The sequence below is a fragment of the Novosphingobium aquimarinum genome, assembly GCF_009746585.1.
In the GTDB taxonomy this organism is placed as follows: Bacteria; Pseudomonadota; Alphaproteobacteria; order Sphingomonadales; family Sphingomonadaceae; genus Novosphingobium; species Novosphingobium aquimarinum.
This window is the reverse complement of the sequence record NZ_WRPO01000004.1, coordinates 112,741-131,230: the sequence shown is the minus strand read 5'-3', so window position 1 is coordinate 131,230 and position 18,490 is coordinate 112,741. Positions and strand designations below refer to the sequence as shown.

The following is an 18,490-nucleotide window of genomic DNA, read 5'->3' as shown; positions in this document are numbered from 1 at the left end:
AAATACAGGCGGTACTGAATGCAGATTCGCGAACTGATCGAAACGCTCCCCAAGGCCGAGCTTCATGTGCATCTCGAGGGCACATTGGAGCCCGAGCTGAGTTTCGCCCTTGCCGCCAAGAACGGCATCGCATTGGGCTACGACAGCCCCGAAGAGCTCGTGGCCGCTTACGACTTTCACGATCTGCCCTCCTTCCTTACGATCTACTATGCGGCGATGAATGTTCTCGTCGACGAGGACGATTTCTACCGACTGACCTGGGAATATCTCGAGAAGGCCGCTTCGCAGAACATCGTCTATGCCGAGCTGTTCTTCGATCCGCAGGCGCACACGTCGCGTGGCGTATCGTTCGATACGGTCATTCGGGGCATCCGCCGGGCGCAGGACGATGCAGCCCGCAAGCTCGGCATCGAGACGGGGCTGATCCTGTGCTTCCTGCGCGACATGTCCGCGCAATCGGCAATGGAGCATCTCGCCCTGGCGGAGCCCTATCGTGACTGGCTGATCGGTGTCGGTCTCGATTCCGATGAGAAGGGCAATCCGCCGCGCAAGTTCGCCGAGGTGTTCGCCCGCGCACGATCGCTGGGTCTGAAACTGACGATGCACTGCGACGTCAATCAGGACGACACGCTCGAACACATGCGGCAAGTGCTCGAGGAGATCGGCGTCGATCGGATCGACCACGGCGTGAATTCGCTCGAATCCGACGCGCTGTGCACCGCGATCCGCGAGAAGGGGCTGGGTCTGACCGTCTGCCCCGTCTCGAACCGCTTCGTCGTGCAATCGCTGACCTCGCGGGAAATTCGCAGCATGCTCGAGAAGGACATGTGCGTGACGATCAACTCGGACGACCCCGCGTACTTCGATGCCTACCTCAACGAGAATTTCGTGGCGCTTCAGGAGGAGGGCGGCTTCGGCGAGGCCGAAATCGTTCGCCTGGTGCTCAACGGCTTCGACGCCGCCTGGCTCGATGAGCCGCGCCGCACTGCCTACAAGGAGCGGGTCCATGCCGTCCTGGCCACGGAGGCGGCATCGTGAACCTGCGATCGATCACGCGCCGGGCGTTCGCTGTGTTCGTCGGCGCCGCCGCGCTGGCTGTTGGAACGGCGGCAACCGCGCATACGCCCGATGTCGCCGCGGCACTGGCATGCGAGCCCGGCAAGGCCTGCGCCGCTCCGCTGCCGGTGCGGGTCGTCATCGTCTCGCTGTTCGAAATCGGCGAGGACGAAGGCGACGTCCCCGGTGAGTTCCAGCTGTGGAAACAGCGCCGCAAGCTCGATACGCGCATTCCGTTCCCGCAGGGCTACCACGACCTGTGGTACAATCCCGAAACACAAGTGCTCGGCGTCGTCACCGGGATCGGCACGGCGCGTTCGGCCACCGCGACGCTGGCGCTGGGCCTTGATCAGCGCTTCGATCTCAGCAAGTCCTACTGGCTGGTCGCGGGCATTGCCGGGATCGACCCCGAAGACGCCTCGATCGGCTCTGCCGCCTGGGCGCGTTACGTCGTCGATGGCGATCTCGCGCACGAGATCGACCCGCGCGAGATCCCGGCGGACTGGAAGTACGGCTATTTCCCGCGGCACCGCAACGGCCCCAACGACAAGCGGCCGCTCGATGGCGCGGATGGCGAGATGTATGCCCTCAACGCCAAGCTCGCCGACTGGGCTTATGGACTGACGAAAGATGTCGCACTGCCCGATTCCCCCGAGATCGCGAAGGAGCGTGCGCGGTTCACCGGCTATCCCAACGCGCAGCGGCCGCCATTCGTTCTCATGGGCGAACAGCTGGCGGCGATGACGTTCTGGCACGGCGCTAAGATGACCGACTGGGCGAACGATTGGGTCGATTACTGGACGCAAGGCAAGGGCGAGTTCGTCACTTCGGCGATGGAGGAGACGGGGCTGCTTCAGGCGATGACGTATCTCGATCGCATCGGCCGCGCGGATCAGGACCGGGTCATGGTCCTGCGGGCGGGCAGCAATTACACGATGCCGCCGAAGGGCGAGGATCCTGCCGCATACCTGCTGCGCGAGAACGAAGGCTACGCCGGGCTCGGAGCGGCAGTGGAGAGCCTCTACCTGGTAGGCTCGAAAGTGATCGACGAACTGCTCGGCAACTGGGACCGGTACGCGGCAACTCCGCCGGAATGATGTCACGGCCGAAACGCACGTGCTGACGGTCATCGCCAATGCCGCAATGCTTGTCACGATGGACGATGGCATGCGCGAAATTGCCGACGGGGCCATCGCGGTGCGCGGCGGTGTGATCGAACAGGTCGGGCGGACGGCGGATCTCGCGCAAGTCAGGGCCGAAGCCGATGTTCTGATCGATGCCGCGGGCTGCGTCGTTACGCCGGGGCTGGTCAACACCCACCACCACTTGTTCCAGAGCCTGACCCGCGCGGTTCCCGGCGCCATCGATGCCTCGCTTTTCGCGTGGCTGCAGCGGCTCTATCCGATCTGGGCGCGCTATCGCCCCGAAGACGTCTTCGCAGCGGCGCAGCTGGGGCTGGCCGAACTGGCGCTGTCCGGCTGTACGTTGACTTCGGGCCATCACTATCTGTTTCCCGACGGCGTCACGCTCGACGACACGATAGCGGCGGCGGCCGAAATCGGCCTGCGCTTCCATGCGACGCGCGGGTCGATGAGCGTGGGGGAAAGCGCCGGCGGGCTGCCGCCCGATTCTGTCGTCGAAACAGAAGCCGCGATCCTGGCCGACACGATCCGCGTGATCGATCGGTTCCACGATGCCGCACCGGGGGCGATGGTGCGGGTCGCGGTCGCGCCGTGCTCGCCGTTCTCGGTCAGCCGCGAGCTGATGCGCGACAGCGCGCTGCTCGCGCGCGACAAGGGAGTGATGCTGCACACGCATCTTGCCGAAGATGCGGACGACGTCGCGTTCTCGCTCGAGCGCTTCGGATGCCGGCCGGGACAATACGCAGAGGACTTGGGCTGGACCGGCGACGACGTGTGGCATGCGCACTGCGTGCAACTCGATACCGCGGAAATCGCACTGTTCGCCCGTACGCGGACGGGGGTCGCGCATTGCCCGTGCTCGAATTGCCGCTTGGGGTCGGGGATCGCGCCGGTGCGGGCCATGCGCGATGCGGGCGTGCCAGTTGGCCTTGGCGTGGACGGCAGCGCATCGAGCGATGCTGGGAATCTGTTGCAGGAAGCGCGGCAAGCGATGTTGCTGCAGCGGGTGCAGGGCGGGGCGGACGCGCTTGGCCCACGAGAAGCTCTGCGCCTCGCCACGCGCGGCGGCGCCGAAGTGCTGGCGCGCGATGACTGCGGCTCGCTGGAACGGGGCAAACGCGCCGATTTTGCGATCTGGTCGATGACGGAGCCGGGGCCGAGCGGCGCCTGGGATCCGGTCGCCGGTTTGCTGCTCGCACCACCCTCGGCCGCGCGCGACGTGATGGTCGAAGGGCGCTGGGTGGTACGCGACGGCAGCCTCGTGACGGCCGATCTCCCCGCCATCTGTGCTGCGGCAAAGCGATCCCGCCAGCGCCAGATGGAACTGGCCTGACCATGGGCGACCAGACGCAACTTCTCGAAGACGGCGGGCCGATCCCCAAGGCGCGCTCTTGGCGCGGCGTGATGACTCCCGAGGAAGCGAGGGATCCGGACTATTTTCCCGGTTTGGTCTTGGCCGTGCCGCTCGGCATTCAGCATGTCCTGGCAATGTTCGTCAGCAACCTGGCGCCCGCGATCATCGTCGCCGGAGCGGCGGGGTTCGGCTATGGCTCGGCGGACACCAGCGAGCTGGTTTACATGATCCAGATGGCGATGCTGTTTTCGGGCATCGCCACGTTCTTCCAGACTTTCGGAATGGGGGCCGTCGGGGCGCGCCTGCCCGTGGTTCAGGGCACGAGCTTCGCCTTCCTACCGATCATGATTCCGATCGTCGCGGGGCAGGGCATTGCGGCGATGGCCGCGCTCACCACCGGCGCGGTGGTCGGCGGATTGTTTCACACCTGCCTCGGCTTCGTGATCGGTCGCATTCGCGTGGCGCTGCCGCCGCTCGTGACGGGGCTGGTCGTGCTGATGATCGGGCTCTCGCTGATGCGCGTCGGAGTGCAATACGCGGCGGGCGGTGCCGATGCCGCGCAGAGCGCGACTTACGGCTCTGCGCAAGGCTGGCTGCTTGCCGCGATCGTCGCGGTCACCACGCTGGCGCTGAGCTTCTACGCTCGCGGCGTCTGGTCGACCGCTTCGGTGCTGATCGGCCTCGCGGTCGGCTATGCAGCGGCCGCGCTGATGGGCCGCATTTCGCTCGACCCGCTCGATACGGTGGGCTGGTTCATGGTGCCCGAGCCGTTCCACTTCGGCTTCGCCATCTCGGCTTCGGCGGTGCTCGGCTTCTGCCTGATGGGCGTGGTTTCCGCGATCGAAACGGTGGGGGATGTCTCGGGCATCTGCGAAGGCGGCGCGGGGCGCCCCGCGAGCGACCGCGAACTGAGCGGAGCGACATTCGCGGACGGCATCGGCACTGCCGTCGCCGGCATCTTCGGAGCCTTGCCCAACACCAGCTTCAGCCAGAATGTCGGCCTCGTCGCGATCACCGGCGTAATGAGCCGGCATGTCGTCAGCGTCGGTGCGGTGTTTCTCGTGCTGTGCGGCCTCGTTCCCAAGATCGGCGCACTGGTGACGACGATCCCGATCGAAGTGTTGGGCGGCGGCGTGATCGTGATGTTCGGCATGGTCGCTGCGGCGGCGGTCTCGATGCTTTCGCAAGTCGAATGGACGCAGCGCAACATGCTGATCTTCGCGATCGCCTTGTCGTTGTCGCTGGGCCTGCAACTCGAGCCCGATGCGCTGCGCCAATCGCCCGAGATGGTGCAAGTGCTGCTGTGCTCCGGCGTGCTGCCGGCGGCCGTGATCGCGGTCTTCCTGAACCTCGTGGTGCCCGATGGCGAAGCGCAGGCGGTGGGCTAGCGCGCGTTCCTGACTTGCCTGCCGCGCACCCACACCGCTGAGAGGTCGGCACTGCGGGCGCAGCGCACGATGTGCTCGAAGCGGTCGTGGTTCGGCTCTCCGCCAGTCATTCGAAGATCGCTGGACGCCGTTCCGGGATCGACCAGGATGGCATCGAACTCGGCGCCTTCCGCAAAAAGTCCGATCGGGAGGCCGAGCGCTTCGCCACCGCCCGCCGTCGCCAGCCAGAATGCCTCGGCGACGCTGATTGATGTTCCCGCCGCGCCTCGCTTGGATGCAGGCACCGCCGCATCCATGCCCGAGGCGCGCAGACGGGATATCGTCATCGCCATACGGGCGTTGTCCAGGATCGAGGGCGAACTTCCACCGGCGATGTCGCTGCCGAGACCGACATGGACGCCTTCGTCGAGCGCTTCGCGTAAAGGCAAGACTGCATTGGCGAAATAGACGTTCGACAAGGGGCAATGTGCGATCGCAGCGTTGCGCGCCTTGATGATCGCGCGGTCGTCGGCAGTGACGAAGTTACTATGGGCAAGCACGGCACGCGTTGCGAGCAGGCCGAAGCGATCGAGGACCGCCGTGTCGGTCGCGCCGAACCGACCGGCGGAGTGCGCCACCTCCCAGTCGCTTTCTGAGCAATGGGTCTGCACATGACACCCGGTCTCGCGCGCCAGCGCGCCGAGCCCGGCAAGCAAGTCGTCGGTGCAGCTCGGCAGGAAACGCGGGGTTATGGCCGGAAGCACGAGCGGATGGTCTTCCCCGGGCTGCAGCGCGCGAATCCGCGCGATGGTCTCGGCCGTGGCGGCGAGCGCTGCATCGACATCGGCGTCCCGGTAGAAATCAGGACATTGTTCCCGATCATCCATCGCGACTTTGCCTATCAACGCGCGCTGGCCGTGTTCGAGACAGATCTCCGCAAGCGCCACAGTGGCATCGACATGGACGGTGCCGAAGTAGACCGCGGTCGTCGTGCCGTGCGCCAGCAAGGTCGCCACCAGATCGGCATAGACCTCGCGCGCATAGGCTGTGTCGGCGAACTTCGCCTCGAGCGGAAAAGTATAGTGGTCGAGCCATTGTTCGAGCGGCCGATCCAGCGCCGTGCCCAATTGCGGCCATTGCGGAGCATGGACGTGACAATCGACAAAACCGGGCAGCAGGCACTGGCCGGGCTGCAGCCGGATCAATCGATCGGCCCGTTCGAGCCGGGACGCATAAGCCGGTTCGTCTGCGCGGGTCATGCGTTCGATCCGGCCGGTTTCGCCGACTTCGATCAGACAGTCTGCGAGGGCTTCCAGGCATCCACGCGTGGGCGTGTGATAAAGATCGCCGCAAATGGCAAAGGCGGCTACCACCGTAATCCGCTCATGCCAGCGTATGCACAGGTGCAGTCGGATCGAGCGGCAGCACGCCGCTGGTGACCACGAAGCCTCGAATGCCGCGCACGCTGTCGATCCAGCGCCGGACCGCTGGATAATCGAGGCGCGAGACCCCGCCTTCCTCGCACAGGATGACTTGCACGAAGACAGCGATGTCGGCGATTGTCGGCTGCTCGCCCTCCACGAGCCAGCGGCGCCCCGCGCGTTCGCCGAACCACAGATGCCGCTCGAGATGGCGCAGAAGGCGATGCGCCTCGGTCCGGCAGCGTTCGATAACGGCGGGCTGGCCGATCAGTTCGTGCAGCCGCGCAACGCCGGCGCTGTGGGCGAGCGCTCGCGCCACAGCCAGCCATTCGTGGATTGCGACGAGGCGGTCCGGATCGCCGAGCGGCAGCCATTGCCCGGTCGCATCATGGTGGGCGGCAAGATGGATGAGTGCAGCCTGCCAGTCCCCCAGCACCGCCGTGCCGGTATCGAGGGCCGGCACGCTGCCGAGCGGAGCGATGTCGAGATACTCGTCCGTTTCATGCTCGCGCCCCGGATAATAATCGAGTGAGCGGATCTCGAGCGGCACGTCGAGCAACGCCGCGAGCAGCCGCACCGCATAGCATTCGGCAAGCGGCGGATAGTCGTACAGAATCATGCCGCTGCTCTTTCGAGTCCGCGCCGCAATCGTTCGAGCGCCGCATCATGCTCGGCAAGCCGGCTGACATCTTCGGCAAGCCCCCGGATCACGGCGCGTGCGAAGGACACGGGCTGCACGAACAGCCGTACGCCGGGCAGGGGTGCCCGCGCGATCGCGATCTCGATCGCTTGCGCCGTGCAATTGACCGCGATCGCTCGCAGGACCGCGCCTGCGTAATCCAGCTGCGGCGGTGCATCCTGATCGCCGGCCAGTTTGGTCCACACCAGTCCATCGCGCTCGACGCCCGGAAAGAGGGTGGCGCGGATCGCGGACGAGGGTTTGCGTGTCGGGTGGGCGGGAATGGCCGAGCAGGCGCCGCTGCCGCTTCTGAACCGCCAGGCATGATATTGGCAGCGCAGTTCGTCGCCATGAATCGAGCCGATCGTGAAGCGCACTCCTCGGTGCGGACAGCGATCTTCCCAGACATTGACTGTGCCATCCTGCCCCCGCCACACAGCGAGCGGCACGTCGCAGAGTTGCGCGGCATAGATATGCCCGGCGGGCAAATCGTCGGATGCGGCGATGGGGTGCCAGCCTTCACGGACGGTCATGCCGGAAGCCCTCCGTCATGCGCTCCGACCGTTCCGTAAGTCACGCCCAGTTCGGCCAGCCAGCGCCGATAGGCGACCGAGGTCTTGTCGGCGAGCACCGGCATTTCCATGCGTTGTCCGATCGGAAGGCGCTTGGGAATCTGATTTTCGAGGATCGGCTTGTCCTGCAGGAAGATGAACTGCTGGAAAGCGCGCAACGCGGCCGGGGACACGCCATCGTCGATGAATATCTCGAGGACGTGGGCGATCGCATGCTCTTCGTCCAGCGGCTGGGCAAAGAGATAGATGACGTCGAAACGATCGGGCTGGCTGAAGCTGCTTTTGTAGAGCGAGGCGGTCAGCGCTCGCTCGACCTTGTACTGATATTCGACCACGAACCCGCTCTGCGCCGTCGGCGATGAGACCGGCTGAAAGACCTTGCAGCCGCTGGCATGGACACCGCCATCGGGCAGTCGTGCGACCTCGTAGGGCTCGACCGCCGTCTGCGGTTCCTGGCCCAGATAGCCCGCATGCACATGGCCGAGATGCCCCAGGTCGAGGAAGTTCTCGATCACGCGTCCGGCCGAAACGTGGACGCCGAACGAACCCGCCGTGGTAACGCAGCGATCGGGCTCGGCCAGTTCGGCGATGCTCAGGATGGGCCGGGCAGGCTTACCGAGACAGGCCCAGACGAAACCGTGGCGGACGTCGCTCACGATCGGGCTGCCATCGGTCCCGACGACATGGACTGCGCCTTGCGCGTCGCGAGAAACCGTCAGAGGCACTCCAAGCAGTCTTGTCGTGATCGGACGATCGCACTGCAACGCCGTGGCGTCGGCCACGACATGCCAGTCGTTCCAGAGTATTGGGTCCATCAGTGCCTCATACGGTGTTGTGTTGCCCGGCCGCTCGAGAAGTGGCCGTTCGGTCGGGACACCAACGCGCCCTCAAACTTCGCGCGTCCCGGCCGGCAAATGCGGTCCTATTCTGACACCCAGTCGAATCCCTTGGGTCTCGGGGTCCTGAACGGCGCGAACTTCTCGACTGCCGCCCGCCAGCGCGCCTGCATATCTGCGAGTACGTCGGGATAGAGGTCGGCGACGCTGTAGTTTTCGCCCTGATCGAGCTCCATATCGTAGAGCTGCGGGTAGCCGCGCTCGACATAGTCGGTGCGCCCGCCGCGGTAATACGTCTCCGAAACATATTTCCACCGCTGGGTCCTGATGCCGACCACGGATTCGTTGTTGAACAACACGATTTCGTCGCGGGGCGACGTCGCGCTCCCCTTGAGAACAGCCTGCATGTCCAGGCCGTCCAGTTCATCGTTGTCGGGCGTCACGCCCGCCATCGCGCACAGCGTGGGCAGGATATCGAGCCCCGACGCGATCGCCTTGGTCCGGGTGGCGGGGGGAAGCGTGCGCGGCATGCGGGCCAGGAACGGCACATGCGAGGCCCCGTCATACGCGCTGCCGCCTTTCCGATCCCGCAAAGGCCCCGGCGAGCCCTCGAACCACGGGCCGTTGTCGGATGTGAACATGATCAGGGTATTTTCCGCGAGACCCAGAGCGTCGATCTTGTCGACGATGCGGCCGACGATCGAGTCGATCTCGCGAACGACATCGCCGTAGGATCCTGCTTTGCTCGTGTGCTTGAACGGCTCCGGCGGCACAGTGGGCAGATGCGGCGCGCTCAACGCGAGCTCGAGAAAGAACGGCTTCGCCCGATGCTCGTCGATGAATGCTTCCGCGCGTCGGCAGAACTTCTCCTGCAGCGACGCAAGCTCGACCGGCTGCGAGGCAACTGCGTCGGACCCGGCGTGGGATTCGAACAAGGCCAGCGGGGTCATGTCGTGGCTATAGGGAATGCCGTAGAACAGATCGAAACCGTGCTTGGTCGGCGGCCAATATTGCGGCGCCGTACCCAGATGCCACTTACCGATCAGTGCCGACGCATAACGCGGCGCCAATTCGTCCGCGATCGTGCGTTCCGATACGGGCAGACCGCGCGCATCGGTTTCCAGCAGCACTTCCCACCCAAGCCCGCTGCGGATCGGTTGCCTGCCAGTGAGAATTCCTGCGCGCGACGGCGTGCACAGATTGGCCGGCGCATAATAATTGTCGAGCGTCACGCCCTCGGCCGCGAGCCGATTGATGTTGGGGGTGGGAATCGTGCCGCCGTAAGGCTGGATGTCTCCGAACCCGAGATCGTCGCACATGATGAGGATGAAATTCGGGGCCGGTACCGATCGCGCGACGCCTTTCGCCAAGCCGGCGGGGCTAAGAAGCGCAGCGAGTGCAAGCGCTCCTGCGGAACCCATAAGATCACGACGGTTCATGGCAAAGCTCCTGATGCGACTGGACCCGGGGCAACGTGACGATCATATCTGCGCATGGTGTCCGACCGTCGAGATCGATCATAGTCATCTGCGCGGCACTCCGTGATCTCCAGTGGACCGCTCCCGCTCGGCCCGCGACGGTCGGCGGTACAATCGGGCGTATTTGAAGTGCGAGAGCGGTCATGTCGGTTCAGTCTACCACTTCAGAGTGACCCGACCGCCATACGTGCGCGGGGCGTAGAAGCTGTAGTGGTAGGATTGGGTGAAGGCGTTCTCGACAGCGTTGGTGAACACGCGCCGATCCTCGATATTGTTGGCGTAAAGCGAGACGCTCCAATTCGCCGCGTCCGGTGCGTAGGTCACGCTCGCGTTCGACATCGTGTAGGCTTTCTGCCGTGTCGAATCGAAGTTGAAGTAAGAGAAATACTGGGCGGATTGGTACTTAGAGTCCGCGGATAGAGTGAGCGTTCCGGATGCGAGCGGAATGTCCTGCTCCGCCCCGAGCCCGATCGACCAGTCCGGCGCATTCGGCGGAGTGCGGCCGGCAAGCTGGACGTTTACACCGTCCTGCACGGTCTCGAAGTCCTCGAAGCGCGCGTGGAGATAATTCACCGAAGCCGTGATGCGCGTGGTCCGTGCCGGTGTCAGGACAAGATCGGTCTCCAGGCCGTAGATGTGCGAGCTGCCGGCGTTGCGGATCAGTGTCGCGACCCCGCCATCCGGCAGCGTCGCCAGCTGCGACACTTGCTGATCCTTGTAGTCCTCGAAGTGGAAGGCGAGATTGAGCTGTAGCAGATTGCCGGCAAAGCGGTTCTTCGAACCAACCTCGTAGCTGGTGACGGTTTCGGGCTTGTAAGTCGCCAGCGGCACGAAGCCGCCAGACTTGTAGCCGGTCGCGATCTTCGCATAGACCATGTTGCGCGGGGTCACCTGATAGTCGAGCCCGGCTTGGTAGGTCACCTTGTTCCAGGTCCCCGAATTGTCCTGATAAACCGTGAAGTAGCTCACCGGATCGACGGGCACGTCGTCGTCGGCAAACTGGACCAGGCCCGAGCGCCGCTTCTTGTCGTGAGTGTAGCGGATGCCGGCGGTCGCGGTCAGCTGATCGGTGATCTTGTAGCTTGCCTGACCGAAGCCGGCGAGCGACTTGGAAGTGACGTGATAGTCGAAAGTGTAGCCTCGGGCATAAGTCCCGCCCGGCTGGGCATAATATTCCGCCGAGAAGAGATCGTTCTTTTCATTGAAATAGAAGACGCCGACCTGCCAGAACAGACGCGAATCATCACCTGAAGAGACCCGCAGTTCCTGGTTCCAGGTGCGGGGCTTTTCCTTCATTCGGAACCCGTAGACCTTGCCATTGTTGGAATCGTCGTCCTGCCGACGATAGCTGGTGTCGTCATAACCACCGAGGTAGGTGATCTTGATCGCATCGAGGTCGTATTCGGCACTCCATTTGAAGGTGTGCTCGTTCATCCGGGTGTAGTTGGGGACGCCGGCGGTAAAGGTCTCGTCATTGATGCCCGACGGAAGATCATGAACGATCGTGCCGTCCGCATCAAACACGAACGGAATATTCTGGGCGACGCCCGGAGAGCCGCCGATGAAGTTGTATTGGGCCAGAGCCCAGATCTTCAGGCGGTCGGTCGGGGTCAACAGGATCTGACCGCGTATCGACTGGGTGTTTTCATCGTCGCCACCTTCCTGCGGCGGGGTATCGCGATAGAAATCGTGAGTGCGCGACAGAAACGAGACGCGCGCCTTCGCGGTATCGCTTAGCGGAACGTTCAGTGCGCCTTGGATGCCGACCGCATTGTAATTGCCGTATTGGGCAGTGGCGAAGCCGCCAAACTCGCTTTGCGGCCGAACTGTCAGGATGTTGATCGCGCCACCATTGGCGTTGCGCCCGTTCAGCGTTCCTTGCGGTCCGCGCAACACCTCGATGCGCTCCAGATCGTAGAACGATGCGGTCAGCGCGTAAGGTCGGTTCAGATAGAAGCCGTCGGTGGACACTGCGATGGCGGGATCGCCCACCGCCCCCGTATTCTGGCTGGAAATCCCGCGGATCGCGATGATCGGCTGGCCGTCGGCCTGAGTAAAGGAAATGTCCGGTGCCACTCGCGACAGCGCTTCGAGCGTCGTGACGTCACGCTTGATCAGATCTTCGCCGTCGAAAACGCCGATCGAGATGGGCGTCTGCTGCACCGTGGTCTCGCGCCGCTCGGCGGTCACGACGATATCCATGGGCGCGTCCGTCACCCCGGCGGATGCCGCTTGGGCCATGGCCGGCGCGCAGTCGGCGAGCACGACCACGGCCACCGTGCAAAGTGCCGCACTGCGCACGGTCAAGCGGCTCGTCCGTGTTGTGCGAGGCCTCAGCGACGGTGCAGGCGTCCTGGTCAACTTGATCATGATTCGGCCCCCTTTTTGGCAAACGATTTCATAAGGCATGACGTGTTTTGCGTAACCGGTCCAGCCTCGTTTCTAGAGACGGGCTCCCTCATTTTTCGAACGGATGCCGGAATGCTGGCTCACGCGCCGCCAAAAGGGCGTGACAGATCGAGTCAGTCAGGCAGAAATTAACGCTTGGCGGCGCCTAAAGCGGGCGTGCTGCCGCGTTCGTCGAGAATCGCCGAGACGATCATCCGCTGGAATACGGGCGGATCTTCGCCGTTGATCAACTGGAGCAGAAGGCTCGCGCTCGCAGCCCCCATCTGCTCTGCAGGCTGGCGCAAAGTGGTCAGACCAGGGCTCGTATAGGCCGCAAATTCGCCGCCGTCGAAGCCGGTAACCGCGACATCCTCGGGAATGCGCAGCCCTGCGGCGCAAACGCCTTTCATGAACCCGATCGCCATGTCGTCATTGGCGCACACGACCGCGTCGGGCCTCTGTTCGAGTGCGAGATAGCCCGCCGCCGCGCGTTCGCCCGAGGCAAAATCGAAATTGCCTTCGAGGCGCGTTGGAGCCAGCCCTTCCTTTTGCAGCGAGTCGCTGAAGCCGGCAAAACGCTCCACATCATGATAATTGTCGGACGGTGCCCCCAGATACGCTAGGCGGCGGCGTCCGATCGCGATCAGCTGGCTCGTCAGGGCCGATACCGCCTCGCGGTCGTTGGTCAGCACGCTCGGAATTCCATGGGCGCTGAGATCGATCATCAGGCCTACGGCGGGCAATCGCGCCGACAAGACGGGCAGGGGGCCCCCGGCGGGCAATTCGTTGGCAACTGCCAATATGCCGTCGACCAGCCCGCCGCGGGCCATGTCGATGAGCCGATGATCCGCGGTAAAATCCTCATTGAGGCTGCCGGTGATCATGCTGTAGCCGGCCGACATAAGCTTCGCGTCCACCCCGCGCATCGCGTCGTCGAGGACGCCGCGCGACCGCCATGGCGGCATTATCACGAGGATCGTGCGCGACAGTCCGGATCGTAGCGAGCGAGCCGCGACGTTCGACGCGTACCCAAGGCGCGCTGCCGCCGCCAGCACGCGCATGCGCGTCTTGACGTTGACCCGCTCGGGATTGCTGAGCGCGCGGCTTGCGGTCGACAGCGCGACCCGCGCTTCCGACGCCACGTCCGACAGTTTCACGGGTCCCTCCGCCGTGCGCTCGGGCAGTTCGTCGATGGTCTTCATTGTGCCCTGCTTCGCAATCTCGTCCCAGTCCTAGCAAAAGCGCTTGCAACGGGACAGTACGAAGGTAAGTTGGCAAACGATTGCCATAGAAGGCAAGCTATTTTCGAACCGCGCGACGACTCAAAGTCCGCGCGACAAAGGCTCGGGCGCAGCCGCACCGATGATTTGCAGAAACAGCGACGGGGACGTGTCTTATGGAAGTACCTGAGCCGAAATCGGACCGATCGCTTGCTGCCACGATGTCGAACATCGCGATAAGCCGGGACCGTAAAACCGACATTCCTGCCGAACCGTCCGGGTCCACGCCGGACTCGTTTGCGCCCGACGAAATCGCGGCGCTGGTCGCCGCGCTCGATCGCGACGAAAAAATCGCGCTGCTCAACGGGCAGGGGATGTGGCGCACTGCTTCGATCCCGCGCATCGGGATAAATTCGGTCACCATGACCGACGGCACACATGGGGTGCGCCTTTCACCGGGCCAGCTCGCCGAAGACGCTTCCCCCGATGTTGCGCTGGCCGAATTTCTCGCGATGCTCGACAGCGGAGCGCAGGAGAAAGCCGATTTCGGCGCGAGCCTGCCGTCGACATGTTATCCGGCGGCCTGTTCTTACGCATGTTCCTGGGATGCCGGGCTGGCTTACGAGCTCGGTCGCCATCTTGCGCTGGAATGCCGTGCCATGGGGATCGATTTGCTGCTTGGCCCTGGCGCCAACCTGCGGCGAACCCCGTTTGCGGGTCGCGGTTACGAATATTATTCGGAAGATCCCATCCTGACGGGCGAAATGGCCGGTGCGGTGATCGCAGGCTTGCAGGACAACGGCGTCGGTGCCGTCCTCAAGCATTTCGCGTGCAATGAATCCGAAGTCGATCGTACGCGGATGAATTCCATCGTGTCGCCGCGCGCGCTGCGCGAACTCTATCTCAAGGCATTCGAGCGCGCGATCGAGAAGGGCCAGCCCTGGGCCGTGATGAGCGCCTACAATTTGCTCAACGATGAGCAGGCCGCCGAAAATCGATGGCTGCTGACGACCGTCCTGCGGGAAGAATGGGGATATGACGGGCTCGTCATGTCGGACTGGCACGGGATCAAGGATCGCCCGGCCTCGCTGCGTGCCGGCAACGATCTCGACATGCCGGAAAGCCGCGACCGGGCGGATGCACTGCGAGAGGCGGTCGATAGCGGCGCGGTCGATCCGGAGAGCCTTGATCGAAGCTGCCGCCAAGTCCTGCGGCTGGTGCATCGCGTCGAGACCGGGCGGCGCCTCCCGCTGCCCGAGGGCGACGTCGATCATCATGCTTTTGCGCGCGACCTCGCCGCGCGTTCGATCGTGCTGCTCAAGAATGTCGGACCGGTGTTGCCGCTCTCCCCCGACGCGGCGCTCCAGATCGCGCTGATCGGTCCCACGGTGGGTCGCCCGATCATCCAGGGATTCGGCTCGTCCCGCATCAATCCGAGCCAGACCGACAGCATCGAGGACGAGCTGAGGGCGGCTGCGGCGGCTGACAGCGAAATTGCCTGCTACAGTGGCTGGTCGCACGATATAGCCGAGCGTTCGAGCCGGATCGAGGAGGCGGCTGCGGGTGGGGCCGCGGCAGACGTCGCCGTGCTCTGCGTGAACGTTCCCGAGGGCGACTATGGGGGTGAGGAGACCGATCGTCCTCATTTGCGACTGGCCGACGGGCTGGACGAATTGATCGAGCGTGTGGCCGCAGTCCAGCCGAACACCGTCGTCGTGCTCTTCACGCCCGACGCGATCCTGATGCCGTGGATCGACATGGCTCCGGCGGTGGTCGCGCCGTTTTTCGCAGGACAAGGCATGGCGCATGCGCTGGCGCAAATCCTGTTCGGCCGCATCAATCCATCGGGCAAGCTGACCACCAGCTTTCCGCGGCGCGAAGAGGACTTGCCCGCTTTCCCGTACCATCCTGGAGACAGCCAGGTGCTGTGGTATGGCGAGGACATTTTAGCGGGCTATCGCTTCTTCGACCGTCGCGGGATAGAACCGCTTTTTCCGTTCGGGCATGGCCTGAGCTTCACTCGGTTCGAGTATCGTGACCTGACAGTCGACAAGATCGTGGAGCGTGATCGCGATTTCGTGCGTGCCCGCTTCACCCTTTCGAACGCCGGCGATCGCGATGGCCACGAAGTCTGCCAGCTCTATGCATCATGGGAGCAAGCGTTCGGCAATGACCCCGTGCGGGAGCTCAAGGCCTTCCGCAAAATCTTCCTGCGCGCGGGCGCGTCCTGCGATGTGGAGATGCTGGTTCCTGCCGACGACTTCCGCCAGTGGCACGCCCTGAGTAGCGCAGGCGCGTCCGGATGGCGCTTCGGAAGCCAGCCGCTAAAGATCGAGATTGGCGCGTCGTCGCGCGCGATCCATCTTTCCGGAACGGTGCGGGGCTGGGCGATGACGCCACGCCGCCGACCGCTCGATCTATTTTCCCTGCCCAAGGAGGTCCTCGCCCAGGACGAGGGCGCGCAGCTGACATTGGTCTTTCTCGCCCAGCAATTCGGCATGTCGCCGACCGAAGCGCATGCCTTCTTGCCGGTCCTCGAAAGCTCGTTCCTCGGTATCGGGACCACGCTGCAATGGTTCGCGGGCAGTCGCGTCTCGAACAGCGACGTCGCCGCTTTGCTCGACCGCATTCGGGAACAGAGTGCCGACGGTGAAGGGCTCGAAGCGTGATCGCGCGTGAAGCGGGTGCCGACGCCCGGCTGCCTGAAATCGCCGCTTATGGCCTCGGCGATCTGGTCTTCAATCTCGTCTGGACGACGATGCTTGCCTACCTGGTTTACTTCTACACCGAGACGAGCGGTATCAGGGCCGATATCGCCGGGCTGATCGTACTCTTCGCTCGCGTCACCAATGTGGTTCTGGATCCTCTGGTGGGCGCACTGGTCGATCGGCGCGCTTTCGGGCGCAAGGCACGCCCTCTGCTCTTCTGGGGCGCAATCCCACTTGCGCTTCTGCTGTGGCTCACTTTCACGACCATATCGGCCGATCCGATGGTGCGCATTGTCTGGGCGGCAGTGACGTACACCGGCCTCTGCATCGCCTATTCGGTCGCGAATACGCCGTACGGTGCGATGACCACGCTGATCTCGAGCGACGAAACCGTCCGTGGCAAGTTGGCGGTGGCTCGCATGGTCGGGGCGACGATCGGTATGCTGGTGATCGGCATCGTCACTCTGCCGCTGGTCGATTTCCTCGGCGATGGCGATCGATCGAAAGGATTTTCCTATGTGGCGGCGCTCTATGGCCTCCTCGTTGCAGGCGGGCTGTTCGTCACAGCCGGCATGTGCCGCGAGCGCACCGGCGGCGATCCGGTCAACGCATCCTTTGGCGAAATCATCAGGATGCTGGCCAGCAATCGCGCCTGGATCGTCATCACCATCTCGATGAGCCTGAACATCGTCGGTCAGACGTTCCTCTTTGGTATGACGCCTTACTACGTCCTGCGCGTGCTGCATCGGCCCGACAGTGACAGCGGCGCGCTTCTCACTGTTCTCAACGTGCTGTTCTTGTGCGGCAGCGCGGCTGCACTGCCGCTGGCTCTACGGCTGGGCAGCAAAGGCGCCTTGATTCTGGGGGCCTCGGTCGGCGCGTTGGCGCTGCTCCTGCTGGACGCCCTGCCGCAGACCCTGCCGGCGACGCTCTCGACGATCGTGGTGGTGGGCTTCTTCCTCGGAATTGCTGCACCGCTTTCTTACGTTCTGCTGGCGGATTCGGCAGAGAGCCGCGGATCCCAGAAGGTCATCGCCGGGGTGTGCTATGCCGCGAACTCGGCCGCCGGCAAGATCAGCTTCGGGATCGGCGGCTATCTCATGACCTTGTTCCTGGCAGACGGAGCGCACTCGGCGGCATGGTCGGCCCAGCGCGGCTTCGTCGAAGTTTCGGCCGTTGCCTTCGGAGTGTCGGGCCTGGTCATGTTCCTCTACCCCCGCCTCGCGGCGTCTGCCCGATGAGCGCTGAAGGAAACGCGCTCGCCCTGCGCGGGATCCGTCCATCTGGGCCGGGACGAGCAAGGCCTGCCCGGGCGAAACCGCAGCACGGCTCGAACCGTTCGATGCTGTACTCGCGGGCAGCCGTCTATTTCGACGAGGTTGCGCGTCGCGGTTCGATCAAGAAAGCCTCCGAGACTCTCAATATCGCGCCGTCGGCCATCGATCGTCAGGTCAGTCAACTCGAAGAGCGACTCGGCGTCGCGCTCTTCGAACGGCTGCGCACGGGTATTCGTCTGACTGCCGCCGGCGAGATCCTGATCGACACCATAAGGCGCGGCCGGCGCGAGATCGAACGAGCCGAGTCGGTGATCGACGATCTCCGCGGATTGCGGCGCGGACGCGTCTCGCTTGCGATCGCCGAAGGCGCCGCTGAATTCCTCAGCCAGGCGATCGCCACATTTCACGACGCCTACCCGAATATCGATTTCGATCTCCATGTCGCTGAGGCGCAGACTGTCCTGACATCACTGCAGAGCGGGGCAACGGATATCGGCCTGACGTTCAACCCACCCGCTGAGCCGGGAATTCGCGTCGAGCGGTCGCTGATCTACCAAATGGGGGCCGTCGTGCTACCGAGCGATCCCCTGGCAGCGCAAGGCGCGATGACGCTTGGCTCGCTTGCCGACCGGAGCCTCATCCTGCCGGATCATTCCCTCACTCTTCGCGCACTGTTCGACCAGGCCTGGCAAAAGATCGTCGGCGATCCGTTGCGGGCTGTCATCAGCACGAACAGCATTTCAGTGCTCAAGTCTTCTGTCGGACAAGGACTTGGCATCGGCGTGCTCACGCACTTCGACGTCTGGAAGGAAGTGCGAAGCGGCGAGCTTGCCTTCATTCCGTTCGACGATCAAAAAATTCCGCTCTCGGTCCTGTCAGCCTTGAGCCTGGCGGGGCGCGCCCTGTCGTCCCCGGCCGCACTCTTCATGCAACATCTGTCGAACGTGATGGCATCACAGTCCGAACCGTCGATCTGAAGAGCGCGCCGGGGC

General features: G+C 64.0%; 14 protein-coding genes. 7 read left to right on the top strand and 7 right to left on the bottom strand.

What is annotated here, in order from left to right; all coding sequences use genetic code 11:
* Positions 1-18 precede the first annotated feature (18 nt).
* Genes add through GQO94_RS06100 form a run of 4 tightly spaced genes read left to right on the top strand, consistent with a single transcriptional unit; the run spans position 19 to position 4,940 of the window.
* The gene (gene add, locus GQO94_RS06115) at positions 19-1,038 is read left to right on the top strand and encodes an adenosine deaminase (RefSeq protein ID WP_198045840.1); all 1,020 of its coding nucleotides are present in this window, start codon (positions 19-21) and stop codon (positions 1,036-1,038) included.
* Positions 1,035-2,153 (top strand): purine nucleoside permease, encoded by a 1,119-nt coding sequence (locus GQO94_RS06110; protein WP_232332800.1) that lies wholly within the window; start codon positions 1,035-1,037, stop codon positions 2,151-2,153. The genes add and GQO94_RS06110 overlap by 4 nt, the downstream gene beginning before the upstream one ends.
* A gap of 19 nt (positions 2,154-2,172) precedes the next feature.
* On the top strand, positions 2,173-3,531 hold the full coding sequence (locus tag GQO94_RS06105) for an 8-oxoguanine deaminase (RefSeq protein WP_232332799.1): 1,359 nt from the start codon (positions 2,173-2,175) through the stop codon (positions 3,529-3,531).
* Between the two features lie 2 nt (positions 3,532-3,533).
* Complete coding sequence (locus GQO94_RS06100; protein WP_156840287.1) at positions 3,534-4,940, top strand: uracil-xanthine permease family protein; 1,407 nt, start codon at positions 3,534-3,536, stop codon at positions 4,938-4,940.
* On the opposite strand, the gene guaD is transcribed toward GQO94_RS06100, so the two are convergent.
* The 7 genes from guaD to GQO94_RS06065 form a co-directional block, all read right to left on the bottom strand.
* Positions 4,937-6,292, bottom strand: a complete 1,356-nt coding sequence (guaD, locus tag GQO94_RS06095; RefSeq protein WP_198045839.1) for a guanine deaminase — start codon at positions 6,290-6,292, stop codon at positions 4,937-4,939. The two genes, GQO94_RS06100 and guaD, sit on opposite strands and share 4 nt — an antisense overlap.
* Positions 6,293-6,302: 10 nt before the next feature.
* A complete protein-coding gene (locus GQO94_RS06090) occupies positions 6,303-6,959 on the bottom strand; it encodes a glutathione S-transferase family protein (RefSeq protein ID WP_156840286.1) in 657 nt (218 codons plus the stop codon).
* Positions 6,956-7,552, bottom strand: coding sequence for a Rieske (2Fe-2S) protein (locus tag GQO94_RS06085; protein WP_156840285.1), 597 nt, complete (start codon positions 7,550-7,552; stop codon positions 6,956-6,958). The genes GQO94_RS06090 and GQO94_RS06085 overlap by 4 nt, the downstream gene beginning before the upstream one ends.
* A complete protein-coding gene (locus GQO94_RS06080; RefSeq protein ID WP_156840284.1) occupies positions 7,549-8,406 on the bottom strand; it encodes an aromatic ring-hydroxylating oxygenase subunit alpha in 858 nt (285 codons plus the stop codon). The genes GQO94_RS06085 and GQO94_RS06080 overlap by 4 nt, the downstream gene beginning before the upstream one ends.
* Before the next feature lie 107 nt (positions 8,407-8,513).
* Complete coding sequence (locus tag GQO94_RS06075; RefSeq protein ID WP_198045838.1) at positions 8,514-9,866, bottom strand: sulfatase-like hydrolase/transferase; 1,353 nt, start codon at positions 9,864-9,866, stop codon at positions 8,514-8,516.
* 195 nt (positions 9,867-10,061) lie between these two features.
* Positions 10,062-12,206, bottom strand: coding sequence for a TonB-dependent receptor (locus GQO94_RS06070; RefSeq protein WP_232332810.1), 2,145 nt, complete (start codon positions 12,204-12,206; stop codon positions 10,062-10,064).
* Between the two features lie 236 nt (positions 12,207-12,442).
* Positions 12,443-13,495 (bottom strand): LacI family DNA-binding transcriptional regulator, encoded by a 1,053-nt coding sequence (locus tag GQO94_RS06065; RefSeq protein ID WP_156840282.1) that lies wholly within the window; start codon positions 13,493-13,495, stop codon positions 12,443-12,445.
* 194 nt (positions 13,496-13,689) lie between these two features.
* On the opposite strand from GQO94_RS06065, the gene GQO94_RS06060 reads away from it, so the two are divergent.
* The 3 genes from GQO94_RS06060 (at position 13,690) to GQO94_RS06050 (ending at position 18,475) form a co-directional block, all read left to right on the top strand.
* Entirely contained in the window at positions 13,690-16,182 is a 2,493-nt protein-coding gene (locus GQO94_RS06060) for a beta-glucosidase (RefSeq protein WP_156840281.1), read from the top strand.
* Positions 16,179-17,462 carry an MFS transporter gene (locus GQO94_RS06055; protein WP_156840280.1) on the top strand — a complete coding sequence of 428 codons (1,284 nt, stop codon included), beginning with the start codon at positions 16,179-16,181 and terminating at the stop codon, positions 17,460-17,462. Before GQO94_RS06060 ends, GQO94_RS06055 begins: the two co-directional genes overlap by 4 nt.
* Before the next feature lie 101 nt (positions 17,463-17,563).
* The gene (locus GQO94_RS06050) at positions 17,564-18,475 is read left to right on the top strand and encodes a LysR family transcriptional regulator (protein WP_198045836.1); all 912 of its coding nucleotides are present in this window, start codon (positions 17,564-17,566) and stop codon (positions 18,473-18,475) included.
* Positions 18,476-18,490 lie beyond the last annotated feature (15 nt).